Source organism: Collinsella sp. TM04-29 (assembly GCF_003466565.1).
In the GTDB taxonomy this organism is placed as follows: Bacteria; Actinomycetota; Coriobacteriia; order Coriobacteriales; family Coriobacteriaceae; genus Collinsella.
In genome coordinates this window covers 1,059,013-1,084,719 of sequence record NZ_QSPW01000001.1, presented here as the reverse complement: position 1 = coordinate 1,084,719, position 25,707 = coordinate 1,059,013, and the positions used below count along the sequence as shown (strand labels likewise).

Here is a 25,707-nt window from a genome sequence, read left to right as displayed (position 1 = left end):
CGTAAAACTACCGCAAAGAGGAGGCCACAGTGATAGATAAGAGGCTTATTGAAGCCGTTCCCGGAGCCGAGAGACTTAAATCCGCAATGATTACCCCAGAATTGTTTGTTAAGGACCTCATGCAAGACTATTCTGGGCGTCCGTTATATACATACGAGGAATGGACGCGCGAGCTCATCAACCACTCTAACGCTTTCAAGGAACTGACCAGAGGTGCGGAGTTTCATGCGCCCGTATCCGAGGCAAATGGGGAGTGTGATGCGGTATCAGACGCGTATCAGTTAGATTTCAAGCTCATCTTCGGAAAATCCATGATGCGCGCCGTAAGTCTCACTTCGTCAAGGCGAGTTTCAGACCGCGGAATAACTTTAGAACAACTTTGCAGAAGTCATGTAAAAGAACAGAGAGGCTTACGCCTGCATGCAATTCTCAGGGATTACAGCCTCGCCAAGCTTGACGAGCTTCTAAAAACTGAGAGTAATAAACAATTGAGCGAAGAAGACCGTGAGGCCCGAGGACTTCTTCGCTCAATCAGTCATTCGAAAAACTTGCTGCTAATTTATCCTTGCCGCTTTGAAGGCATCGACAGACTGCCTGAACTTGAGGAAACCGCCAACGCCGCACTTTACTATGACTTCCGGAACGTGCTCGACGTCCGACGGATACACCATCCCGGCAAGGACACCTTCCTTTCATATTTTTGCGACGACCGCATGGTTGTCACAAGAGCGAGCGGGCACGGCCTATCCAAGTTCGACGATATCATGGTCGCAAAAAGCAGAACATACATGGATATTATGCGTATGCGTGATCCCGGAGAGTATCAAAGGCTGTTGAAACTTGTTTAACCGACCGCAAGGGCTAGTTTTGTGGACATCAACCCAAGATGGGACCTGCCAAGAGGACCGGACGCCGCTGCGTTCGGACTCGTTTTTCTGCATTCAAAAGCAACGCTGAGCTCGACCTCACGGCTTGCGCCTGCTGCTCGGCGGCCTTCTGAGGCTGAACCCCCTCTGCAATGGCTGCCATAGGCATCGTCGCGTTGACCATGGACGTGCACGCGGTCGCACAGAGCGGGTGGTAAAGGGGGCGTTTCATAGCGGAGCTTCTCGGTGTGCAGCCAATAGGGTCCGAAGGCAGTTTCAGGCCGGCACTCCGCACATTTTTTGTTGGGGTTTTACGGGAACCCCAGTCAACATCAGCGACCTTTCTGGGGTATGTTGGTTGATCCGGGGTGCGCAAAACAACAGTTTCAAATATTGTTGCTTCCTGTTCAATTCTGTCTATCTACAATTAATCGCAAGCGTATGACCTGAGGAGATTGTTTACAGGTGGAATCGGTCACTATTCATTGGATTGTCTTTTATGTCTTTATCGGTTTGTCGAGCGTTCAGCTTGTCCGCTTTGCTGGGCCCTTGGCGATCGGAGGGCAATACACCGTCGAAGAACTGTATCCCTCCGATGAGTCGGGCAGGCTGAACGTTGCCTACCGAATTCTCGCTCCAACAATTTGTTGCCAGCTCTCGGTGTTTATTATGGCTGCGATTTGCGATGCGTTTTCAGTTCCAGGTCCTTCGCTGCGATACATGCCTACCCTTTTCTATTGGTTGTTTCTTGGGGTAATCAAGCATGCAAGGGGTAAATTGCGGTACCGGACTCTTCCTTTCTCATTCGAGGCGTTCATGTCTCTTTTGCTGTCCGTCGCATTCGATCACTTTGTTATCGATGGCTATCTCGGAGGCCAGGGGCTAGATGTGCTTGATACTTCGAGTATTGCCTTTGAGTTTGAGCTGGCATTATTTGGTGTTGTGACCTTTTGGATTTCAACCTTTTTTAAGCGTTATCAAATTAAGTTTAGCCGTGTGTACTCAAATGCCGCTCCATCATATGTCGTTCCTTCGGACTCCGTATTTGGTTACTCTTCAATCGATACGGGTGAGGCCAGGCTCTTCTCATACGAGCGCGAATATGGCGATCTCTTACCTCAGCGATTTTCAAGTGATCTTCTGTTGAGAAGTGTTTTCTTTGCAATTATGGCGATTGAGGACGGGAATCGGCCCGAGTTTATCCGAACGATCGAGCGCATGGCAGCTCATTTCCATTTGGCAAAAACCACTGGAATAATGCAGCAGACGAGCGATGCTCCTTTGTCTGATATGGATAGCGTTAAACTCGCAATTCCCTATATTGAGCGCATGTGGGACCAGTTTCTTGTTGAATTCGCCCGTTCTGCCGAAGGGGCAGGGGGAGACGCCCTACGAATCTTCAAGTGTTACTACACCTACGATTACTGTATGTTGTCGCGGACTATCCGCAATCATTTTGCGCCGTTTTACGGGGACTATTGTGGAACGAGATTACTTAATGCTAATCGCGTATTTTGCGATGTTCTTGAATTTGAGGAAAGGCAGCGCTACGGATTGCTTCCAAAGACGGTTTCTGCGACTGGATCGATATGCGCCACTGAGCTTGGATGGCTTTCTGGGGAGTACTGTTATTGGGCCGATTACAATACGGTTGTATCCTGCCTGAATGAAAATGATGGCAATGGCGTTAAACTGGTCAGCAAAAATGATGTGAATAAAACCCAGATAACCGAGACGACCTTAAGGCTTAAGGAGCAAGGTGTTTCCGTTCTTGAGGCCAAGTATGTGCCCGGCGCTTCGGCGACCATCGTGTGCATCGGCGATTCCTCGAAGATTTCGAGTACTGTCGGTAGTGACTGGATGGTTGTTAGCTAGGTGAATCATCTTTGCCTTTCCGCATATTGATTGCGCATTCTCGTGCACGGACGCGAAAATGCTTCGCATTAGTTTCAACGCGAAGAGTATTTGCTACATGATTAACTTTTTTGGATGCGCAATTACTGCGCATCTAGGTTAACATCCAGTTAGTGATGCAGTTGTCGTGGGCTCTACGTGAGGCGATGACAAAGGAGGGTCGTTGTTTGGTTGTTATCGGCAACGGCCCTTTGATTTTAGGAGTTACTTTGGCGATGGAATTTTAGACTTTCGCTCAACTTATCGAACTCCTAGAGAGTCATGGCGTTCTAACTGATGCCGCTGCGCTAGATTGCCTGAGGCGCGAAATGAATATTTGCTCGTCGGAACACTGCTGAATATTGGGTCACCTGTGCGGTTCGAATTTTCAATTGTCGAGCAGCTTTGTCTCCGATGAAGTCTTGCAATTCTAGTAAAATCCAAACATATGTTCTATACTTATGGAAGTAGCTTGTTTGGAGGCGCTAGATGGAAGTCGGAAGAGATGACATTGTAGAAAGCGTTGTACGTTTGATAAATGGGGTGGGGCGTAGCCCATATTTATTCGTCGGCTCGGGCTTTTCCCGTAGATACATGGGTACCGACGATTGGGTTGGTTTGTTAAGGCACCTCTGTTCCCGTCTTTCCGATGATCCCTTTCGGCTTGACTCGTACCTGGCACGTTGTCCAGATGAGTCTGACAATAGCGCATTGCCCTCTGCCGCGACGATGCTTGATAAGGATATGCGCATAGCTGTTCTTGAGGACCCTCGCTTCGCTTCTTTTAGAAACGATCATGTAGAGGACATTCGTCAGCGTAAATCTATTTTAAAGATCATGGCGGCCGAGAGGTTATCCTCGTTCAAACCTGAATATATGACGCATGAGCTTGATATCTTGAGAGAGGTTGGCAGGCGGCGTATCTCTGGAGTTATAACAACCAACTATGACTGTCTCCTGGAGTCGCTATTTCCCGAGTTTAAAGTTTTTGTTGGCCAAGACGATCTCGTCTTTCACAGAACTTTTGAAATGGGTGAAATCTATAAGATCCACGGTTCTATGGATAATCCTGAATCTATGGTTCTTGAGGAGGCAGATTACGCAAAACTCGCCGAAACACAGGATTACTTGGCTGCCAAGTTGTTAACTATTTTTATGGAATACCCAATTATTTTTATCGGTTATTCCCTTAACGACCCCGATATCCAAGCTATCCTCATGTCGATTTCGCGCTGCCTCGGTTCTAACAATCTTGCGTTGCTTAGAAAGCGCTTTATCTTCCTTACTAGGGGAGAAAACGCAACCTCAACTCATTCGTTTACCTTTCCAGGTATTGGCGAGATAAGCATGACCGAGATTAGGACGAACGATTTTGGTGCAGTGTATGAAGCAATTGGACAATCCAAATGCTCCTTCTCGCCCAGGATCATTCGTGAGCTTCGCAGGAGCATCTACGCCTTGGCTGATGAGGGCGATCCGAATGACTCTCTGGTAGTTGAAGCGAGTTTTAGCGACCTCGAGAGACTTCCGGAGGGACAGCATCTTGTGCTGGGTATCGGTGTTGCGAATGCTTCTTTAGGGCACGGGCATATGGTCAAAGCCGAACTTCTATATCGTGATGTTGTGTTTGATGACGAACATGTTGCTCCTAAGCTTGCCGTCGAGGAATACCTTCCTTCGCTGCTTGCTTCTAACTCGGGTGGTTTGCCCATGTATAAGTATTTAAGCGCGTATTCAGGGGAAGTTCTTAATCCAAGGATGCTAAAGGAAATAGATGAGAAGAAGGATTTAGATGCTTTTCTAAACAACAGCCTACGAAAGGCAAAAGGTAGCTATCATCATTCGGGAATTAGACACTCGGTTCAGTCTGTTATAGCTAACGAAGGCTTTGAGGAAGCATTTAAAAAGCTTGTGCTACTTGAAGAAGATGAGATCGATCTAAATAAGTTGCTTGAATATCTGAGGGCGCTCATCATGGACGATCGCAAGATAATCCACGGTAATAGCGAGCTGAAACGGCTTATTAGAATGTATGATTTCCTTAAGTACAAGAAGGCCTTCGACATATCGGCTACTAGTGAGTAATCCCACCTAGCGTCTATGAAGAAGGCCATCTTTGTAAACTATGGCATCTGAGCGTATAGTGCGAACACCACGTGCAAATGCATACTTAATATAACGCTTTCTGCTTGAAATCACAATGGTGTCTGTTTCGACCCGCCAATCAAGGGAAGATAGTGTAGAGTATCTTCCTGCAATACAAAAGCTCTTTGGGAGCTTTAAGGGTGACGCTTTCAAATTGAGAGTGTTGCCCTTTTTTCATGTATGCAATGTGTGACGTACTAGCCAAGCACCATCCCGGCAATGGAATGATCGAGCATGGGCGGCTTCTACTGGTTGACGTGATCGTGGTCAAACAAGTGATATCGATTAGAATTAAATCAATTGCGCTGGAAGCCTTCGGGCGACACCTGAAGAGGGTTGATGCGTCGGTCCTCTTTTTTTGTTTGGATGTAAGATTCGGCCAGGCAAAACAAGGATCTCATTTGGGGAGAACAAATATCCGGCGGTTTTCCGCTTCGGGACGCGCGGTTTAAGGGTGCTTTTCGGAAGTGCGGGGAAAAATCGGAAACCTCCGAGCATAAACCGAATTTCGGCAACAAAACCGCAGGTCGCGGAAGGCTAAAACAGGGGTCTGGTCTGTCGATCTCGGTTTTTCACCGCACTTCCGGAAACGCCCGACGGAAGCATGCGGCAAATTTTGGAACCCTCGAGCACATCGTCCTTTTCATGAAAAGAACCCGCAGGTAGAAGCGTTGCCACTATCCAGTGTGGTTGACGTGTCTAGAATATGCCGCACACTTCCGGATTTTGCATAAGCTCGACTGGTTTGTTTATCGATTGGGGCAGAGGAATCTTGTCTGGACCTCGTTATATGTATTTAAATGGATGAACTTAACCTATAAGTTAAGTTCATCTAGAAATGGGAGGTGCCCTTTGGCAGAAGGATATGATCTTGTCGAATATAGAGACCTCAAGGGTCGACCGTTTTGGGAATTGACGGCTTCTCCCGACAACTCTCAATTCCAGAAAATGTTGTCAGACCCTAAGCGGAAATTAACCGCTCGAACAATGATCGGCCAGAATAGCACGTCAACTTCTGGAATCTGAGCCTTGACTTTTATACTTGGCTTTCGAAACGGAGAACACAATGAATAAAGTAGATTTATCTGATTTTTACGCCGATACAGAAACCAGCGAAACACGCGCTTATGAACACGCGCTAGATATCGAGTTTATTGTTCATCGCGAGATGAAGCGTCTGGGTTTAAGCAAAAGCGATTTGGCAAAGCGTATGGGCGTGAGCCTTCAGTCGCTTTCGAAGCTGTTGAATTCTCAGCCCAATATGACGCTGAAGACGATCGCTAGGTTCGAGCTTGCTTTGGGTATCAATATCGTTCCTAAGGTTACCGTTAGCTATTCTAAAGAGCTACCGTTTCTTTCATCCAACAATTTCGTGCGAGAGCAATGGTCTTTTAGGAACGAGCGTCCGTCCTCGCATGTGAATCTCGAGATGATTTCCGGAGGTTTGGCAGCATGAGTGGGGATTTTATTGCTCCGATTCAAGTCGTTCATTTGTTCGTCGTTGACTCCGATTTCCATATCGAGGATTCGCCCTCGGATAACATGGAATTAAAAGTTGACGTTAGCTACCAAGATGTCCATCTTTCGAAAAAAGGTAATGATGCACGCGCAAGTCTAAAGATGTGCGTAATTGGCAGCCTCCTTGACAGAGACGAAGGTGCACAGGAGAAGATGCACGCTGGCGTTACAGTATCCATCTCGGTTTCAGCGCAAATGCCAATGAACTCTCCCGATGACGAGGCGCGTCACTACCTTCTTTCAAATGCTATTTCGATGGCATATGCCCATGCAAAGAGCTATTTGATGGTTGTTACTGGACTTTCACCCATGGGAGCGCTTACATTGCCTGCCATTCTCCCTGCAGAGCTGTCAGCAGATTGCGATGTGCCTTTTCAGAGCGAATAGCATTTCCTCGATGAATCTAAGTCGAATGAGTTGCCGCTCTCACATCCTCTAAAAAGTTCTTAAAACAGCCTTAAAGGCGCCTTGGCTCGCTTTTACAGCGTACAATACGCATGTTTGACTATGGCAAAAGTAGATTTTTGGGGAGGGGGAACGCCGTGGAAGTGCTGGTTGTTGGCAACACCGCATATGTTGACGATGACTTTTGCTCCAAGGCGTTCCCCGGCGACCATGTGTAGGTCGTAGCCGCGCAGGACGCGCGCCGCGATGAGTCGTCGCCCCATGCTTCGTGGAAAGAGCTCCTCCAGCACCTGGACCAGGCCTACGAATTTGAGCGCGTGGTCTACCTTTCTACCTACCTCACCCCGCATACCGTGACTTTTGGCGACATTGGGCTGCTGCGCTCGGTGTTTCGTGCCTGTATGGGACGCAATGTGCAGCTGCTGTTTATTGCGGGGCCCGCGGGTGCAGAGGGCACCACTGGCGGATGTGACGACGACGCCACGGCCGCCAGTGGGGCCCAGACGGGCAAGGGCATTATCGCCCGCGCTGCCAACGACCTGTGCCGTTACTATGCATCGCGCGACGGCATCCAAGCCAAAGTCCTGCGCGTGCCGTATCTGTATACCGCATCGCCGGCATTAACCGACCCATTTTTGATGCCGTTGTTCGAGGCATGCTCGGGCGGGTCGGTCGCGCTTCAGGGTGCGGCAGATGCGCCGTTTCCCCTGCTGTGTGCCGAGGAACTCGCGGTGTTGGTGCATCGTATCTTTGACAGCTGGGATGCCAACTTTGAGATGCTCGACGTTGCAGACGCTTTTGGCCACCCGAGGCCTATGGCGTGACCGTTGACGCTCCGGGTGCGAGCGTGACCTATCACACGCTCAGCATCTAGGCGTTTCGTCGCCTATCGGCGCTATACTGCAGCCGTTGCCCACGATGCGGGGAACACCCGCATCGTGGGTTTTTTGCTTATGAAGGGACGGTGCCGCGTGGACGTACAGCAGCTAGAAGAGGCCTGGGCTGCAAGGGCCGGCGCGCGTGAGGCGCGTCTTGCTGCAGCGCCGCATGTGCCGGCGGCGCTGTCTCTGTTGGGGATTGTACGTCCCGGCGATCGCCTGGTTGCGTTTGCCGATGACTTTGCCGATGCGTTTGCGCGCGGCTTTGAGTGCTGCGACGTGGCTATGGTGGAGGAGCCGTCGGTTGCGGCGTTTACTGCTGCGTCCGAGGGCTTTGATGCTTCGTTTGAGGTCGAGGGGCCGCACCTGTGGTGGTTCGTCAACTCTATTGGCGGGTTTGGATTGCGCGTGCCCGATCTGCGCGCGTTAGGACGTGCCGCGCGTGAGGCTCATGCGCTGCTCGTGGTGGATAACACCGTGGCTGGTGTCTTTGGGTGCGATCCGTTGCGCTTGGGTGCCGTGCTGTCGCTCGAGGCACTTGACCGCGTGTGCGCCGGTGAGGCTCCGCACAAGTTGGTTGCCATATCGGTCGCGCGCTCGCAGCTCAAGCGCCATCGTGTGGATGCTGCTGCCGAGTGCGCGCATGCTCTGCTTGAGGGCCGTGGCTTGGTCAAACTTGATTTGCCTGCTGATGAGGCCGGTGTGCTGGAGCGCGGGCTGGACTCGCTCGATGCCCGCATGCAGGCACATTTCGACCGCGCACGTGCGCTGGCCGAGTACTTGGCTGCCAATGAGATGGTGCACGCCGTGCGCTATCCTGGACTGAGCTCGCATCCCGACCATGCGGTTGCAACTGGAATCCTCGAGCACGGCTTTGGTCCGGCAGTTGAGTTTGACCTTATCGAGCGCAGTGCGGGCGATTTGTTCGATGCTTTGCCGGGGGAGTTTCGCACATCGCCCGCCGGCGGCGCAACGACGCGACTCTCTGCTCCGCGCGGCAAGCAGGGGAGCACCATTCGCCTCTTCGCCGGTACCGACGACCCCCTGGTTGTAGCGTCCACCCTGGACAACGCGCTCCGAAAGTAACTAATCGGGGTGTGTGTCACGAAAACGGCCTATTTACTACGTTTAAGCCATAGGGGTCGACCATACCCGCCTATTTCGAAAATTGCCAAGCTGTCTACCAGCGGTTTTATTTTCATAATGTCCGGTATGGTCGAGGGTATTCAGCTAAACGTAGTAGATGGGCCCGTTTTGTGGCATGAGCCTCAATCCGAGGGCACGGTGGACAACAATTCAGTCCCAAAAGGACTACTCTGCATTGATGCTGGCGATGAGGTCGTCGGCTTTTGAGGCGATGACGTTGTTGATGTCGGCCTGCAGCTCCTCGTAGACCGCTATGGCTCGCTCGCCGGCGGGGGTGAGCGATGATCCGCGGGCGCCGTCGCGCTCGATGAGTTTGCATCCCAGCTGACCTTCGGCCTCGTTCACGATGCGCCAGGCCTTGGAATACGCCATGCCCATGCTTTTGGCGGCGCGGTTGAGCGAGTGCTCGCGGGCAATACCCTGCAGCAGCAAGACGCAGCCGTGGCCGAACACGCCCGGCAGATCCTTGTCGCACGCTTGAATGACCAACTTTGCCGTTGTCTTGTACTCCATGTGCTCCACGTCTTCCCGCTAAAGTGTTTGCTGGGCAAACGCAAAGCCTGCGTCAAGCCCTCGTGTGCTCTTCTTAAATCATGCATTGTAGCAGTCAAAGTGCGTTAAGATACTTGGCCAGTATTGGGCGCCCAAGGTTGGGCTGGGTCCTACGAGGCCTGCAGCCGGCCGGTCGCATGGAAAAAGGAGAAACATGGCTACGTTCTTTCCCGGTGAGTCCCACACGTTTTCGGAGTATCTGCTGGTTCCTGGTTACTCGTCCTCGCAGTGCATCCCCAACAACGTCTCTCTTAAGACGCCGCTAACCCGCTTCAAGCGCGGTGAGAAGCCGGCAATCACCCTGAACATCCCCATGGTTTCCGCCATCATGCAGTCCGTCTCGGGCGTCGACATGGGCGTCGCGCTCGCTACCGAGGGTGGCCTGTCCTTCATTTACGGTTCTCAGACCCCCGAGTCCGAGGCTGCTATGGTCAAGGCCGTCAAGGATCACAAGGCTGGTTTCGTTCAGTCCGATTCCACGCTGACCCCCGACATGACCATGGAGCAGGTCATCGAGCTCAAGGAGAAGACCGGCCACTCTACCATGCCGGTCACCGACGATGGCACTCCCAAGGGCAAGCTCCTGGGCATCGTCACCAGCCGTGACTATCGTCCCAGCCGCGATGACCACCAGAAGAAGGTCTCCGAGTTCATGACCCCGCGTGAGCAGCTCATCGTGGGCGACAAGAACATCAGCCTCAAGGTTGCCAACGACGTCATCTGGGACAACAAGCTCAACGCCCTGCCGATCGTCGATGACAACGATCACCTCATGGGCATCGTCTTCCGCAAGGACTACGATAGCCACAAGACCAACCCCAACGAGCTGCTCGATAACGACAAGCGCTATATGGTCGGCGCCGGTATCAACACCCGCGACTATGCCGAGCGCGTGCCGCTGCTCATCGAGGCCGGTGCCGATGTCCTGTGCATCGACTCCTCCGAGGGCTTCAGTGAGTGGCAGAAGCGCACCATCGAGTGGATCCGCGCCAACTACGGCGAGGACGTCAAGGTTGGTGCCGGTAACGTTGTCGACGCCGAGGGCTTCCGCTTCCTGGCCGACTGCGGTGCCGACTTCATTAAGGTTGGTATCGGCGGCGGTTCCATCTGCATTACCCGCGAGACCAAGGGTATCGGTCGTGGCCAGGCCACCGCGTTGATCGACGTCTGCCGCGCCCGTGACGAGTACTACGAGGAGACCGGTGTTTACGTGCCCGTGTGCTCCGACGGCGGTATCGTCTACGACTACCACATGACGCTCGCCCTTGCGATGGGTGCCGACTTTATGATGCTGGGTCGATACTTCGCTCGCTTTGACGAGAGCCCGACCGAGCGCGTCAATGTGAACGGCCAGTACATGAAGGAGTACTGGGGCGAGGGTTCTGCGCGTGCCCGCAACTGGCAGCGCTACGATCTGGGTGGCGCCGCGAAGCTCAGCTTCGTCGAGGGCGTCGACTCCTACGTTCCCTATGCCGGTTCCCTCAAGGACGGCGTGGGCGGCACGCTCTACAAGGTCAAGTCCACGATGTGCAACTGCGGCGCCCTCTCGATTCCCGAGCTCCAGGAAAAGGCGCGCCTGACCCTGGTCTCCTCGACCTCGATCGTCGAAGGCGGAGCCCACGACGTCGTAGTCAAGGACTCCCAACAGAGCGTAACGTATCGATAAGATAAGACCTGCACATAAAGGTTGAGCCTCAACCACGTTATTTAGATAAAGCGAGATGCCTGCAAGTCGCAGGCATCTCGCTTGTCGTATTTGCTATTATCAGTCGAGTCAACCTTAGGGTCGGGCGGCTTAGCTTTGTTCGCTACAAGTTCCGCACGCAAAGAAGAGCACTTAATGTGCTCTTCGTCTTGCGCAGGACTGTCCGCAGTAGCGAATAAAGCTAAGCCGTCCGACCCCAGCAAGATTAAAGGAGCTGATATGTGCGATTGCACAGATCATAAGGATGAGATCCCTGCTTACGACGCGCAGGCCATTGAGTCCAAGTGGATGAAGGCCTGGGAGGACTCCAACCTCTTTGCCGTCGACACCGACGCCAGCAAGCCCAAGAAGTACGTGCTCGAAATGTTCCCGTATCCGTCGGGCGACCTGCACATGGGCCACGCGCGCAACTACACCATCGGCGATGCCATGGCCCGTCAGGCCCGCATGCGCGGCTACGACGTGCTGCACCCCATCGGCTTTGACGCCTTCGGCCTGCCCGCCGAGAACGCTGCCATCAAGCACAATACGCAGGCTGCCGCCTGGACGTATAAGAACATGGACCAGGCGCTCGCCACGATGAGGCGCATGGGCTTCTCCTACGATCTGGATCGTACCGTTAAGACCTGCAGCCCCGACTACTATCGTTGGGGTCAGTGGATCTTTGAAAAGATGTGGGAAAAGGGTCTGGTCTACCGCAAGAAGAACCCGGTCAACTGGTGCCCCACCTGCAAGACCGTTTTGGCCAACGAGCAGGTAACCGAGGGCAAGTGCTGGCGTTGCGGCACCGAGCCCGAGAAGCGTGACCTCGAGCAGTGGTACTACAAGATCACCGACTACTCCCAGGAGCTGCTCGATGACCTGGAGAAGCTCCCCGGCTGGCCCGAGCGCGTCAAGCAGATGCAGGCCAACTGGATCGGCCGCTCCGAGGGCGCCGAGGTCGACTTTACCCTGTGCGACGCCGATGGCGAGCCCATCGAAGGCGACGAGGGCAAGATCACCGTCTTCACCACGCGCGCCGACACGCTCTTTGGCGTTTCCTTCTTTGTCCTGTCTCCCGAGTACGCTCGTCTGCACGAGCTCGTCGAGGGCACTCAGTACGAGGAGGCCGTCACCAAGATTGTCGAGGACTCCAAGCATATCTCTGCCGTCGAGCGCGCCCAGGGTACCCTCGAGAAGCACGGCGCCTTTACGGGCCGCTACGTGGTAAACCCCGTCAACGGCGAGAAGATCCCCGTGTGGGTTGCTGACTATGTCGTTGCCGACTACGGCACCGGTGCCGTCATGGCCGTTCCCTGCGGCGACCAGCGCGACTTTGAGTTCGCCCGCAAGTACGACCTGCCGATCGTGCCGATCATCCTGGACGATGAGGATCGCGCTGCCGTCGAGGCGAGCGGCGAGACCATCGACACCTTCCATGCCGAGACTGTCGACTGGGATTGCGCCCACGCTGCCGAGGGCACGCTCGTCCAGTCCGGCAAGTACACCGGCATGCGCGGCGGCAAGCACTCCGAGGGCGAGGCTGCGATCGTGGCCGACCTCGAGGCCATGGGCTGCGGCCGTCGCAAGGTCGAGTTCCGCCTGCGCGACTGGCTCATCAGCCGCCAGCGCTATTGGGGCAATCCCATCCCGGCCATCCACTGCGAGCACTGCGGCATCGTGCCCGTGCCCGAGGATCAACTGCCGGTGACGCTGCCCGAGAACCTGGACCTGGGCGCCGGCGAGACCCTCGCCGAGTGCAAGGACTTCTACGAGACCACCTGCCCGGTCTGCGGCCGCCCGGCCAAGCGCGAGACCGATACCATGGACACCTTTACCTGCTCCAGCTGGTATTACCTGCGCTATACCGACCCGCACAACACCGAGCTGCCCTTCTCCCGCGAGGCCGCCGACCGTTGGATGCCCGTCGATAACTACATCGGCGGCATCGAGCACGCCATCCTGCACCTGCTCTACAGCCGCTTCTTTACCAAGGCGCTGCGCGACCTGGGCCTGCTGAGTGTGGACGAGCCCTTCACCAACCTGCTGTGTCAGGGCATGGTCAAGGACGAGAACGGCGACACCATGTCCAAGTCCAAGGGCAATGTCGTGCCCCCGAGCTCGGTCATCGAGCCCTACGGCGCCGACACCATGCGTCTGGCGATCCTGTTTATCGCCCCGCCCGAGAAGGACTTCGACTGGGATCCCAAGGCCGTTGAGGGCGCCAACCGCTTCATCAAGCGCGCCTGGCGTATCGTGTGGCAGCTCGTCCAGTCCGGCGACGCCAACGTGGCCTTCGACAAGTCCGCGCTCGACGAGGTTGCGATGAAGCTCTATCGCGAGCGTCACCGGACCATCGCCAAGTGCACCGAGGACTTCGATCGCGGCCAGTTCAACACCGCCATCTCGGCCGTCATGGAGCTCGTCAACGCGGCGAGCGCCTACCTCAACGCCACCGAGGGTGCCACCCGCGACAAGGCCCTGTGCTATGGAGTGGCCAAGGACATCGTGAGCGTCCTTGCTCCCATCTGCCCGTTCTGGGCCGACGAGCTGTGGCATGAGGCGCTCGGCTGTGAGGGCAATGCCTACACCGCCGCCTGGCCCGAGTTCGACCTGGCCGAGTCCGTTGAGGACACGGTGCAGATCGTCGTACAGGTGCTCGGCAAGGTCCGCGGCCGCATCGACGTCGCCCGCGACGCCTCCAACGAGGAGATGCAGGCTGCCGCTGAGGAAGCCGTTGCCAAGTGGCTTGAGGGCAAGACGGTCGTCAAGGCCATCTGCGTGCCCGGCAAGCTGGTTAACCTGGTGGTCAAATAAGCTCTGCGCGTAAAGCTGACATCAAAAAGCGAGGGGCGATTCCGTAGGGAGTCGCCCCTCTTTTTGGTTAAGGACACTTGCGACAACACCCAATTATCCATTTCTTGTGGAGAACCTGTGCTCACGCTGACCTGCGGGTTTGTGTTGTGGTTGCACGTTTGTGCAGGTATTGGTATAGTTTGCTTGCAAATGAAGTTGTAATTGAAAGAAGTGGGGTTTCGGCCCCGCTTCTTTTTTGTATGGATGGAGGTGCCGCAATGGTCAAGACTAAGACCGAGCAGGCGATCATCGACGCGCTCGAGGCCCTTGCCCCCCAGCACGATGTCGACATCGTCGACGTCGAGCTCGTGGGTGCCACCAAGGCCCCCTGCGTGCGTGTGCGTATCGAGGGTGCCGAGGGTCAGAGCCTGTCGCTCAATGACGTCACGGCCAACACCAAGTGGGTCGGCGATGTGATTGAGGAGCTCGACCCTATCTCTTCGAGCTATACGCTTGAGGTGTCGAGCCCGGGCATGGCGCGCCCGCTGCGCCGTCCGCGCGACTTTGCCCGCTTTGTGGGCGAGAACTGTGAGCTCACCTCCACCGCCTCCGAGGGCCGTCGCAAGTACGCCGGCAAGATTGCGGCTGCGACCGAGACCGACGTGACCCTCGAGCTCGAGGACGGCGAGTCCGTCACCCTCGATTTCTCTGATGTTAAAAAGTGCAAGTTGAAGCCCACCTACGACTTCAAGCCCGCGAAGGAAGGAAAGTAAGATGGCAGCATCCGACATGATGTCCGCCCTGATGGAGCTTTGCCAGGAGAAGCACATCGACCAGCTCTACCTGATCGACCGCCTGGAGCAGTCGCTCGCCAAGAGCTATGCCGAGATCCTGCATCTTGAGTGGGGCGCCAAGGTGACCATCGACCGCACCACCGGCAAGATCTACGTCTACCGCCTGGAGCCGATCGACGATTCCATGGACGAGGAGGGCAACTTCACCGAGTTCGAGGAGATCGACGTCACCCCCAAGAACACGAGCCGCATCGCCGCCCAGCACGCCAAGGCCGAGATCAATGCCATCGTGCGCAACTCCGCCCGCGAGCAGATCTACGAGGAGTTCTCCGGCCGCATCGGTGACCTCATCAGCGGCACCGTGCTGCAGTCCACGCCCGACTTCACGATCGTCAAGATTCGTGAGGGCGTCGAGGCCGAGCTGCCGCACTTCGATCAGCGCCGTTACGAGAACGAGCGCAACGAGCGCCCGATGGGTGAGCGCTACCTGCACAACCAGCATATCAAGGCCGTAATCATCGACGTTCGCGACCCCAACTCCAACCTGCAGCCGGTTCGTGGCGAGCACAGCCGTCCGCCGATTGTCATCTCCCGTACCCACCCCGAGCTCATGCGTCGTCTGTTTGAGCAGGAGGTGCCCGAGATCTATGAGGGCACCGTCCAGATCAAGTCGATCGCCCGCGAGCCCGGCCAGCGTTCCAAGGTTGCCGTCCACTCGCTCGACGACCGCCTGGATCCCGTGGGCGCCTGCGTCGGCCCCAAGGGCAGCCGTGTTCGCGCTGTCGTGGGCGAGCTCCGTGGCGAGCGCGTCGACGTCATCCTGTGGGATGCCGATCCTGCCGTCTACGTCGCCAACGCCCTGTCGCCCGCTAAGGTCACCCGCGTCCTCATTGACGAGGAGAAGGCCTACGCCGGCGTCATCGTCCCCGACGACCAGCTGTCCCTCGCCATCGGCAAGGAGGGCCAGAACGCCCGCCTCGCCGCGCGCCTGACCGGCTGGCACATCGACATCAAGTCCGAGACGCTTGCCGCCGACATCCTCAAGAACGTTCCCGTTCACGAGGAGCCCGCCGCCGACCTGATCGGTGACGAGGAGGACGAGGACGTCCGTCGCTGCGAGTTCGTGTCCGAGGACGGCATCCAGTGCCGCAACCAGGCCCGTCCCGGCTCCCGTTTCTGCGGTGTCCACGACACCGACGCCTTCGATGATGCGGAGGACCTGATCTAGCGCGCGGTCGCGCCGGGCAGGTCCCAGCGCATACCCCACGCTCGTTCAGTCTCTAGGCACCCAAGGTGCCAGAAAGGGTAGGTGAAGTCATATGGCAAAAGTCCGTGTGTCCACCCTGGCCAAAGAGTTCGGCATGACCTCTAAGGAACTGATGGGTCATCTCGCCGAAATGAAGATTCCCGCTAAGTCCGCTTCCTCCGCCCTGGAGGACGCTTACGTCGCCATGGTCCGCAAGCAGCTCGCCTCGGTGATCGAGGCCCGCGCCCAGGAAGTCGAGGCCGCCAAGCAGGCCGAGGAGCAGGCCGCTGCCGCCGAGGAGGCAGCACGCGCTGCCGAGGCCGAGCGCGAGCGCATCGCCGCCGAGAAGGCACGCGAGGAGGAGCGCCGTCAGTTCGCCGCCGCCCAGGCTGCCGAGGAGGCCGCCCGTGCCGAGGCCGAGGCCAAGAAGAAGGCCGAGCAGGAGCGTCTTGCTCGCGAGAAGGAGGAGGCTGCCCGCGAGGCCCAGCGCCGCGCCGTTCCCGCTTCCGACTCCGGTTCGCGTTTCCGCTCTCTGCTTGACCAGATCGCCGCACAGGAGACCGTGCTCAAGGAGAAGAAGGACGCCGAGCAGAAGGCCAAGGCCGAGCGCGCTGCCGAGCGCGGCAACCGTCGTGGCGGCAACAACGACCGTCGCGGTGGCCGTCGTAACGATCGCAACGCCTCCGATAACAACTCCGAGCGCAATGCCTCCGAGAACCGCCCGCACAGCCATCGCACCAATGCCAGCAACAACGTCGCTGCCGGTATGGACTTCCCCAACCCCGACAAGCAGGGCAAGGGCAAGAAGCGCAAGGGCGGTCACAACAACGAAGAGGACCACTACAGCCGCATGGCTCGCGAGGCCGAGGAGTACAGCCGCGAGAAGGTGCTCGAGGAGGCTCGTGCCGCCGTCGAGGAGGCCTCTCGCGAGTCCACTGGTCGTCGCAAAAAGCGTAAGGAGAAGCGCGAGCGCGAGGCCGCAAAGGCTCAGGAAGAGCGCAAGATTGAGGAGGCGCTGGCCCAGGGCGTGAACCCCGAGGACCTCGACGCCATCAAGGTCTCCCAGGGCGTTACCGTCCAGGAGCTCGCCGAGGCGCTCGATGTTCCGGCCAACGACATCATCAAGCGCCTGTTCCTGCTGGGTACGCCGCTTACCATGACGCAGTCCATGTCCGACGACCTTGTCGAGCTCGTTGCCGACGACTTGGGCCGTCAGATCAAGATCATCACCCCCGAGGAGGAGAACACCTTCTCGTTCTACGACGATCCCGCCGACCTTAAGCCGCGCGCCCCGGTCGTCACCGTCATGGGCCACGTCGACCACGGCAAGACGAGCCTGCTCGACGCCATCCGTCACACCGGCGTCGCTGCCGGCGAGGCGGGCGGCATTACGCAGGCCATCGGCGCTTCGCAGGTCATGATCAATGACCGCAAGATCACCTTCATCGACACCCCCGGCCACGCCACCTTTACGGCCATGCGTGCCCGCGGCGCCAAGGTGACCGACATCGTCATTCTGATCGTGGCTGCCGACGACGGCGTCATGCCCCAGACCATCGAGTCGATCAACCACGCCAAGGCCGCCGGTGTTCCCATCGTCGTCGCCGTCAACAAGATCGATAAGCCGGGTGCCAACCCCGACCGCGTGCGCCAGGAGCTCACCGAGTACGGCATCATCCCCGAGGAGTGGGGCGGACAGAACATGTTCGTCAACATCTCGGCCAAGCAGAAGATCGGTATCGACGACCTGCTCGAGACCGTCCTGCTCCAGGCCGACGTGCTCGAGCTCAAGGCCAACCCCGATACGTTCGCTTCGGGCAACGTCCTCGAGGCTAAGCTCGACAAGGGCCGCGGCTCGGTTGCCACGGTGCTCGTGACCCGCGGTACCCTGCACGTGGGCGATACGCTGGTCGCCGGCCTTACCTACGGCCGCGTCCGCGCCATGCTCGACCCCAAGGGCAACGCCGTCACCGAGGCCGGTCCCTCCGACGCCGTCGAGATCCTGGGTCTGCAGTCCGTACCCAACGCCGGTGACGAGTTCCGCGTGTTCGAGGACGAGCGCGAGGCTCGTGCCCTTGCGGACGAGCGTTCGCTCAAGGCCCGTATCGAGGAGCAGAGCCGCGTCAAGCACGTCACGCTCGAGAACCTCTTTGAGACCATTGCCGACGCCGAGGTCAAGGAGCTCAACCTGATCATCAAGGCCGACGTCCAGGGTTCCATCGAGGCCCTTCAGGACTCGCTCGACAAGATGGATCAGTCCGAGGTTCGCATCAACACGATCCACTCCGCCGTTGGTGCCATCAACGAGACCGACGTCGTCCTGGCCGACGCCTCCAACGCCATCATCATCGGCTTTGGCGTCCGCCCCGACGGTAAGGCGCGTTCCGCCGCCGAGCGCGAGGGCGTCGAGATCCGTTGCTACGACGTCATCTACAAGTGCCTCGAGGAGCTCGACGCTGCCCGTATCGGCATGCTCAAGCCCACCGAGGTCGAGGTCTCCACGGGTACCGCGACCGTCCTGGACACCTTCAAGGTGCCCAAAGTCGGTATCGCCGCCGGTGTCCGCGTCGAAGAGGGCGAGATCGCCGCGACCGATTCCGTGCGTCTGGTGCGCGACGGCATCGTGGTCTTCAACGGCAAGATCGCCTCAATGCGTCACTACAAGGACGAGGCCAAGAGCCTCAAGAGCGGTTCCGAGGGCGGCATTGGCCTGGAGAACTTCCAGGACATCAAGCCCGGCGACCAGATCGAGGGTTACCGCATCGACCAGGTTGCCCGTACCGAGTAGGGGGTAGCGCTATGAAGCAAACGCAGGCAACCCGCCGTCTGGGCGAGCAGCTTCGCGAGAAGCTTGGTTATATCCTGCTCTTTGAGTTTTCCGATCCGCGTCTCGACCTGGTTACTTTGACCGCGGTCGAGGTCGCGGTGGACCGTTCGTTCGCGCGCGTGTACGTGTCGTGCGATGCGAGCCGCTACGACGAGGTCATGGAGGCGCTCGCAAGCGCCAAGGGCCGTATTCGCAGCCTGTTGGCTCGCTCGCTCGATTGGCGTGTCACGCCCGAGCTCGATTTTCGCATCGATCGCTCGACCGATGAGGCCGAGCGCATCACGCGTGCGCTGGAAAACGTTCCCGCCACGCTTGCGATCGAAAAGGACGAGGACGGCTATCCGATAGCGGATGCCGCCCAGGAGGCAGCTTTAGATGACTAATTCCGCCGACCTCGCCTCGTGCGAGTCTGCAGATATTCAGCGACGCATCCTCGAGCTCATCGAGGGTGCGTCCTCCATTGCGATTTCGGGACATACTTCTCCCGATGGCGATGCCTTGGGCTCCGTTTTGGGTCTGGGCCTTTCACTCATGAAGTTTTTCCCCAACAAGGACATTGCCCTGCTGCTGGCAGACGATGATCCGGTTCCGCGTATCTACCGCTTTATGGAAGGCTCCGATCGCCTGGTACCGGCATCTGCGTATACCGGCAATCCGGACCTGTTCATCTCGGTGGACGTGCCGGTCGTCGAGCGTCTCAATAATTCCGCCGAGGTGCTTCGTCGCTCCAAGCATGTGGTGTGCTTCGATCACCATCCGGCGCGCGAGGAGTTTGCCGAGCTCAGCCTGAGGCGCGTCGAAGCTGCAGCCTGCGCCATGATCATCGACCGCTTCTTGGACAATTGCGGCATTGTCGCACGTGATGGCGTTGCGACCTGCCTGCTGTGTGGCTTGGTTACCGATACCGGCCGTTTTCAGTACCAAAACGCCGATGCCGCCGCGTTCCATGCAGCCTCGCGTCTGGTTGCCCACGGTGCCGATCCGGCGCGTGTGGCACTCGAGGTCTACCAGAGCATGCGCGTTGAGTTTTTGCACCTCAAGTCCATCGTTATGGGCCGCATCAAGACGGTGGCCCACGGGCGCGTCGCGTATAGTTACGCGTACCAGAGTGACCTTGAGGCTTGCGGTGTCACCTCGGATGAGTGCGACGGCCTGGTCGATGTGGTTCGCTCGGTGATGGGCGTCGAAGTCTGCCTGTTCCTGAAGGGCATTGAGGGCGATACCAAGGTGCGCGGCAACCTGCGCTCCAAGGGCGACCTCAACGTGTCCGAGATCGCTGCTGCCTTTGGCGGAGGCGGACATCCCGCTGCCGCTGGTTTCTCCAACAACGGAACGATTCTCGAGACGCTCACTGTGGCACTTCCCATGCTGGCCGAACTGGTAGGGGAGGATCCCGCTTCGGTGACCGTCGAGCTTTAACTTTTTGGATGGTACATGGCTCGTCGTACGCCTTCTCAACTGAATATGCTGCTCGCCGTCGATAAGCCGGTGGGCTGCACGTCCCACGATGTGGTCTCGCAATGTCGGCGCGCCCTCCATGAGCGTCGCGTCGGCCATGCCGGCACGCTCGACCCCATGGCATCGGGTGTCATGGTGGTGGGTGTTGGCCAGGCTACTCGTTTGCTGGGCATGCTAACCCTCGATACCAAAAGCTATGTCGCCGACATCTCGTTTGGCGCCGAGACCAATACCGATGATGCGGAGGGCGAGGCGGTCCGCACGGTGGCTATTGCCAACGAGCTGCGCGATCCTGCCTATGCCCGTGAGCGCTTGGCGGCCATGCTGGGTCCGCAGATGCAGGTGCCGCCGGCGTTTTCGGCTATCTCGGTCAATGGCGTTCGCGCCTACAAGTCTGCTCGCGAGGGCAATGCGGTGGACCTACCTCCGCGCCCTGTCGAGGTCTATGCCGCCGACCTGATCGCCGTGGGCGGCGAAGGTGATACGTGTGTGTGGACCGTGGCGTTCTCGGTGAGCAAGGGCACCTATATCCGTGCGCTCGCTCGCGATTTGGGCCGCGCCTGCGAGAGCGCCGCGCACATTTCCGCGCTGCGCCGCACGGCCTCCGGTGTTGTTTCCATTGGCGCTTGTCATGCGGTCGAGGAGCTTTCTCCCGAGTCCGCGGCTGGCTTTGCCCTGGATCCCATTGCGGCCCTGGGCGCCACGCGTGTTGACTTGCCGGGCAATCTTGCCGACGATCTGCTCTGCGGCCGACGCATTCCCGTTGAGCGTGCGCTTGCCGATTTCGATACCTCGAAGTCGCCTTTTGCGTTGGTGCTCGATGGGGGACTCAAGGCGCTCGCCCGCATTGAGAGTGGCCGCTTTGTCATGGAGCACGTGTTTCCGCAGGCAATCGGCGGTGTTCGATGATGTTGTCCGCTCGCGAGCTCGCGCGTATCTTTTTCGAGGGCGAGTCGGACGAGGCTCGCATCGTTGCTGCCGATACGTTTGATGAGTGCGAGCACTTGGGTGCCGCATCGATTGCCATCGGCGTGTTCGACGGCGTTCACCGTGGACACCAGGAGCTCATTGCGGCGCTTGTTAGCGATGCGCGCGCCCATGATTGCAAGGCGGTCGTGGTCACTTTCGATCCCGATCCGGACGTTGTGGTGAGTCCTTCGCCCGCTCAAAAATTGATGACGACGGCCGACCGTCTACATGCCTTGGCTCAGACCGGGGTCGATGCGGTGGTGGCCGTTCCCTTTACGCCTGAGGTTGCGGCGCTTGACCATGTTGATTTTCTCTCGCTGGTGTCGCGTCTGGTCGACATTCGATCGATTCGCGTTGGCAGCGACTTTAGGCTGGGTCGTGGCGGTGCTTCTGGTGTTGACGAGATGCGCACCTGGGGTGCCGAGCGCGGCGTTGACGTATACGGGCACGACCTGCTTTGCGAGGGCGGGGAGGCCATTTGCGCCACCCGCATTCGTCATGAGCTGGGACAGGGCCATGTGGAGCTTGCTGCTGAGTTGCTCGGCCGCCCGTATATGCTGCGTGGCGGTGTTATTCGTGGCCGTCACGAGGGTTCTGACATGGGCTTTCCCACGGCTAACCTGCAGGTTCCCGACGGCATTCAGGTGCCTGCCGATGGCGTGTATGAGGGCCTGGTGCTCGTTGATGACACCGTATGGCCTGCTGCCGTTAACGTCGGCCTGCCGCCGACGTATGCCGACGATGCCGCTTCATCGCATCTCGAGGCTAACTTAATTGGTTATACGGGCGACCTGTACGGCGCTTCCGTTTCGCTGGCGTTTACGCGCTGGCTGCGTCCCTCGCGTGTGTTCGATTCGCTGGATGAGTTGATTGCGACCGTCGAGGGTAATATCGAGGACATTCGTCACAACTTGGGTGAGCAGGGGGTGAGCATCCGTGATTAGCGATGAGGAAAAAGACCAGGTACGCGCTGCGTCCGACCTAGTTGCCATCGTGCAGGAAACGGTTGAGCTCAAGCCCCGCGGCCATGAGTTTTGGGGCTGCTGCCCCTTTCATGGCGAAAAGACTCCGTCCTTCCACATTATTCCCGCCACGCAGGTGTGGCATTGCTTTGGCTGCGGCGAGGGTGGCGACGTCTTCACCTATATCATGAAGCGCGAGAACCTGAGCTTTCCCGAGTCAATCCGTTATTTGGCCGATCGTGCAGGTATTGAGCTGCACGACACCGGAGATCGCCGCGAGCGCGGTACCAAGCGTGCCCGCATCTACGATCTGTGTGCCGAGACCGCCCAGTTCTACCACACCATGCTTATGCGCGGTAAGGATGGCCGTCCACGTGAGTACTTTGCCAGCCGCGGCATGGGTGGCGACGTCTGCCGCCGCTACTGCCTGGGCTTTGCACCGGGCCGCAACGCGCTGGTGTCGCACCTGTCCCAGGCGGGTTTTACCCCGCAGGAGATGATCGACGCCAACGTTGCCGTGAGTCGAGGGCGCGGGCAGCTTGCCGACCGCTTCTACGACCGCGTGATGTTCCCCATCTTTGACGAGCAGGGTCACAACATCGCCTTTGGCGGTCGCATCATGGGTGACGGCCAACCCAAGTACCTCAACACCGCCGAGACGAGCGTGTTTCATAAAAAGCGAAACCTCTACGGCTTTAATTGGGCCAAGGAGTTTATCGTCGCGCAGGATACCGCCATCGTGGTAGAGGGCTATACCGACTGCATCGCCTGTTGGGAGGCGGGGATTAAAAACGTTGTCGCTACGCTGGGCACCGCGCTCACGGAGCATCACGTCAAGACGCTCACCCGCTTTGCCAAGCGCATCGTGTATATGTTTGACGGCGATGCCGCGGGCCAGAAGGCCGCCCGTCGCGCGATTCAGTTTATCGAGCAGGATTCGATGGATCTGCGCTGCGTGGTGCTGCCTGACGGCAACGATCCCATGGAGTTCATCACGGCCCACGGCGGAGAGGAGCTGCAGAAACGCATTGACGCCGCCGAGCCGCTTATGGACTTCGTGTACCGTTCGCTGCAGGAGTCGAGCGACATCACCACGCCGGGCGGTCGCGCCAAGGCGCTGGAGGATGCACTCACGCTCATCTATCCGCTTCGTGACAGCTATATGATCGATACGTACTTTATCCAGATTGCCGATCTGCTGGGTTTGGATTTGGAGACGGTGCGCGCGAGTTCGGGCCGTGTGTTTCGCGATGTCGCTAAACGCGAGGATGCGGAGCGTCGCCGTGAGCAGAACTATGAACGCCAGCGGGCGCAAGCCGAGCGATCTGGTAGCGCGGGCGGTCGGTCGTCTGGTTCGCAGGGGACATCTCGTGGTGCTTGGGCATCGGGCGCGACGCCGTCGGTGTCCGCGCCGGTCGAGGAAGAGCCGTACGACTACGTCCCACTCGATGCCTACGGTGCCGCGCCCGTGGAGGTCGTCGACGATCTGCCGCCAATCGATGTGCCTGATGGTATGGGTGCTGTGCCTGTGGCTGACGGTTCGGGCGCATCGGCTGCGGCGGCGCCGATGGTTCTGACCGATCTTGAGCGCAAGTCCTTGGCAGGGGAGCGCGAGCTGTTGACGATGCTTACGAGCTACCCCGACCTGTTCCGCACGTATGCCGATCGCATCTGCTCCATCGAGTGGGTCGACCCGCGCCACGAGTCCATCGCATGGGCCGTACTGGCGACGCCCCCGGGTACCGATCCTGCGGTCTGCATGGATGCGGCGCGCTCGGTGTGTCCCGAGGCGGCAACGCTTGTGAGTTCCGGGCGCATCTCGGCGACGAGCAAGCACCCCACCGAGACGAACATCGTGTTTATGCTTGATACGCTCGAGCTCTACACCATCAAGCGCCGCATGCGTGCCGCACAGGCCAAGCTGCGCCAGGACCGTTCGCTCGATGATGAGGCCCGTCGCGCGCTGACCGTGCAGGCCGCGCAGGATTCGCAGCGTCAACGCGAGCTGCAAAAGTCTATCGGCGGCGTGGCGGACCCGTTCCGTTTGATCGGTCTGGAGACCGCGGGCACCGAACAAGCCTAGATGTTGTGGTCAACCAGCGTATTCTCGCCTATATCCAGTCCTCTTTTTGGGTATAGACGTCGATGTGTGTGCTAAAGTATTGAGTCCTGTGGACTATGAAGGGAGAATCTGTGCCAAAAAAGACTGAGAGCACGGGTACTGGGCTGGAATCCTACGTTGCAAAGCTCATGGGCAACGGCTCAAACAGGACTTCGGTAACCGAGGACGAGATTCAGGTCGCCCTGAAGGATATCGATGTTTCTGACGAGCAGCTCACCGCGGTGTATTCCGCGCTGCGCAACAGCGGCATCCAGATTATCTCCGCGAGCGGTAACGACGACGCCCCCATGGACGTCGACGATGACGATAACGATACCGATACCGACGATTTCGATGACGACGACGAGCACGATTCCGGCTCGCTCGACGATCATGAGCTCAAGATGGCCCGTCAGGCCGACGCCGAGATGGGTTCTTCCAAGAGCAAGAAGAAGCGCACCGTGCGCACGTCCCGTTCACGCTCCCGCGTGCGTGGCATCGATGCCTCCACGGTGATGCTGACCGGCGATCCGGTCCGTATGTACCTCAAGGAGATCGGCAAGGTCGACCTGTTGACCGCCTCCGAAGAGGTCGATCTGGCCATGAAGATCGAGGCCGGTCTCGAGGCCACCGAGAAGCTCGAGGCTGCCGAGGCGGGCGAGCTCGAGCTCACGCGTGCCGAGATGCGCCGTCTGACCCGTATCGAGAATGTCGGCCTCGAGGCCAAGCAGGCTCTCATCAGCGCAAACCTGCGTCTGGTCGTCTCCATCGCCAAGCGCTATGTTGGCCGCGGCATGCTGTTCCTGGACCTGATCCAGGAGGGTAACCTCGGTCTGATTCGCGCCGTCGAGAAGTTCGACTACCAGAAGGGCTTTAAGTTCTCCACGTACGCCACGTGGTGGATTCGTCAGGCCATTACGCGCGCTATCGCCGACCAGGCCCGTACCATCCGTATTCCCGTGCACATGGTCGAGACCATCAACAAGCTCGTCCGCGTGCAGCGTCAGCTCCTTCAGGACCTGGGCCGCGACCCGACCCCCGAGGAGATCGGTGCCGAGATGGACATGAGCGCCGACCGCGTCCGCGAGATCCAGAAGATCTCGCAGGAGCCCGTGTCGCTCGAGACCCCCATCGGCGAGGAAGAGGATTCCCAGCTGGGCGACTTCATCGAGGACTCCCAGGCCATCGTTCCGCCCGATGCGGCCAGCTTCTCCATGCTGCAGGAGCAGCTCACCCAGGTGCTCGACTCGCTTGCCGATCGTGAGCGCAAGGTTATCGAGCTGCGCTTTGGCCTTGTCGACGGACATCCCCGTACGCTCGAGGAAGTCGGCCGCGAGTTTGGCGTCACGCGCGAGCGCATCCGCCAGATCGAGTCCAAGACCCTGGCCAAGCTTCGCCACCCGAGCCGCTCGAGCAAGCTGAAGGACTATATCGAAAGCTAGTCAAGCAAGAGGCGCCCTCAAGCAC

20 protein-coding genes are annotated in these 25,707 nt (G+C 58.1%); 19 read left to right on the top strand and 1 reads right to left on the bottom strand.

Annotated elements, in window-relative coordinates:
* Positions 1–29 precede the first annotated feature (29 nt).
* From DXD39_RS04950 to DXD39_RS04915, 8 genes are all read left to right on the top strand, one after another.
* On the top strand, positions 30–848 hold the full coding sequence (locus DXD39_RS04950) for a hypothetical protein (RefSeq protein ID WP_117635105.1): 819 nt from the start codon (positions 30–32) through the stop codon (positions 846–848).
* Between the two features lie 483 nt (positions 849–1,331).
* Complete coding sequence (locus DXD39_RS04940; RefSeq protein WP_117803305.1) at positions 1,332–2,741, top strand: hypothetical protein; 1,410 nt, start codon at positions 1,332–1,334, stop codon at positions 2,739–2,741.
* Positions 2,742–3,488: 747 nt separating this feature from the next.
* Positions 3,489–4,844 (top strand): SIR2 family protein, encoded by a 1,356-nt coding sequence (locus DXD39_RS04935; RefSeq protein ID WP_158565437.1) that lies wholly within the window; start codon positions 3,489–3,491, stop codon positions 4,842–4,844.
* A gap of 1,126 nt (positions 4,845–5,970) precedes the next feature.
* Positions 5,971–6,360, top strand: a complete 390-nt coding sequence (locus DXD39_RS04930) for a helix-turn-helix transcriptional regulator (RefSeq protein WP_117758172.1) — start codon at positions 5,971–5,973, stop codon at positions 6,358–6,360.
* Positions 6,357–6,809, top strand: coding sequence for a hypothetical protein (locus DXD39_RS04925; protein WP_117765735.1), 453 nt, complete (start codon positions 6,357–6,359; stop codon positions 6,807–6,809). The genes DXD39_RS04930 and DXD39_RS04925 overlap by 4 nt, the downstream gene beginning before the upstream one ends.
* Positions 6,810–6,919: 110 nt before the next feature.
* Positions 6,920–7,045, top strand: a complete 126-nt coding sequence (locus DXD39_RS10365; RefSeq protein WP_255413223.1) for a hypothetical protein — start codon at positions 6,920–6,922, stop codon at positions 7,043–7,045.
* Positions 7,046–7,144: 99 nt separating this feature from the next.
* Complete coding sequence (locus tag DXD39_RS04920) at positions 7,145–7,651, top strand: hypothetical protein (protein WP_117765733.1); 507 nt, start codon at positions 7,145–7,147, stop codon at positions 7,649–7,651.
* Positions 7,652–7,798: 147 nt separating this feature from the next.
* Positions 7,799–8,791, top strand: coding sequence for a PLP-dependent transferase (locus DXD39_RS04915; RefSeq protein WP_158565435.1), 993 nt, complete (start codon positions 7,799–7,801; stop codon positions 8,789–8,791).
* Positions 8,792–9,016: 225 nt separating this feature from the next.
* Here DXD39_RS04915 and DXD39_RS04910 read toward each other — a convergent pair whose 3' ends face one another.
* Positions 9,017–9,364: a winged helix-turn-helix domain-containing protein gene (locus DXD39_RS04910; RefSeq protein ID WP_117803303.1), complete on the bottom strand. Its 348-nt coding sequence runs from the start codon at positions 9,362–9,364 to the stop codon at positions 9,017–9,019.
* Positions 9,365–9,557: 193 nt separating this feature from the next.
* Between DXD39_RS04910 and DXD39_RS04905 the strand changes: the two genes are divergently transcribed.
* From DXD39_RS04905 to rpoD, 11 genes are all read left to right on the top strand, one after another.
* Positions 9,558–11,069 (top strand): IMP dehydrogenase, encoded by a 1,512-nt coding sequence (locus DXD39_RS04905; protein WP_117803302.1) that lies wholly within the window; start codon positions 9,558–9,560, stop codon positions 11,067–11,069.
* 258 nt (positions 11,070–11,327) lie between these two features.
* A complete protein-coding gene (gene leuS, locus DXD39_RS04900; RefSeq protein WP_117803301.1) occupies positions 11,328–13,904 on the top strand; it encodes a leucine--tRNA ligase in 2,577 nt (858 codons plus the stop codon).
* 257 nt (positions 13,905–14,161) lie between these two features.
* Positions 14,162–14,656: a ribosome maturation factor RimP gene (gene rimP / locus DXD39_RS04895; protein WP_117803300.1), complete on the top strand. Its 495-nt coding sequence runs from the start codon at positions 14,162–14,164 to the stop codon at positions 14,654–14,656.
* A gap of 1 nt (position 14,657) precedes the next feature.
* Positions 14,658–15,905, top strand: a complete 1,248-nt coding sequence (gene nusA / locus DXD39_RS04890; protein ID WP_022094169.1) for a transcription termination factor NusA — start codon at positions 14,658–14,660, stop codon at positions 15,903–15,905.
* Positions 15,906–15,996: 91 nt separating this feature from the next.
* On the top strand, positions 15,997–18,711 hold the full coding sequence (infB, locus tag DXD39_RS04885) for a translation initiation factor IF-2 (protein WP_117803299.1): 2,715 nt from the start codon (positions 15,997–15,999) through the stop codon (positions 18,709–18,711).
* 11 nt (positions 18,712–18,722) lie between these two features.
* On the top strand, positions 18,723–19,133 hold the full coding sequence (gene rbfA, locus DXD39_RS04880; RefSeq protein WP_117803298.1) for a 30S ribosome-binding factor RbfA: 411 nt from the start codon (positions 18,723–18,725) through the stop codon (positions 19,131–19,133).
* Complete coding sequence (locus DXD39_RS04875; protein ID WP_099431635.1) at positions 19,126–20,169, top strand: bifunctional oligoribonuclease/PAP phosphatase NrnA; 1,044 nt, start codon at positions 19,126–19,128, stop codon at positions 20,167–20,169. Before rbfA ends, DXD39_RS04875 begins: the two co-directional genes overlap by 8 nt.
* A 15-nt stretch (positions 20,170–20,184) precedes the next feature.
* The gene (gene truB / locus DXD39_RS04870) at positions 20,185–21,117 is read left to right on the top strand and encodes a tRNA pseudouridine(55) synthase TruB (RefSeq protein ID WP_117803297.1); all 933 of its coding nucleotides are present in this window, start codon (positions 20,185–20,187) and stop codon (positions 21,115–21,117) included.
* Complete coding sequence (gene ribF / locus DXD39_RS04865) at positions 21,114–22,121, top strand: riboflavin biosynthesis protein RibF (protein WP_233541107.1); 1,008 nt, start codon at positions 21,114–21,116, stop codon at positions 22,119–22,121. Before truB ends, ribF begins: the two co-directional genes overlap by 4 nt.
* Complete coding sequence (gene dnaG, locus DXD39_RS04860; RefSeq protein ID WP_117803296.1) at positions 22,114–24,222, top strand: DNA primase; 2,109 nt, start codon at positions 22,114–22,116, stop codon at positions 24,220–24,222. The genes ribF and dnaG overlap by 8 nt, the downstream gene beginning before the upstream one ends.
* Positions 24,223–24,332: 110 nt before the next feature.
* On the top strand, positions 24,333–25,682 hold the full coding sequence (rpoD, locus tag DXD39_RS04855) for an RNA polymerase sigma factor RpoD (RefSeq protein ID WP_117798136.1): 1,350 nt from the start codon (positions 24,333–24,335) through the stop codon (positions 25,680–25,682).
* Positions 25,683–25,707 lie beyond the last annotated feature (25 nt).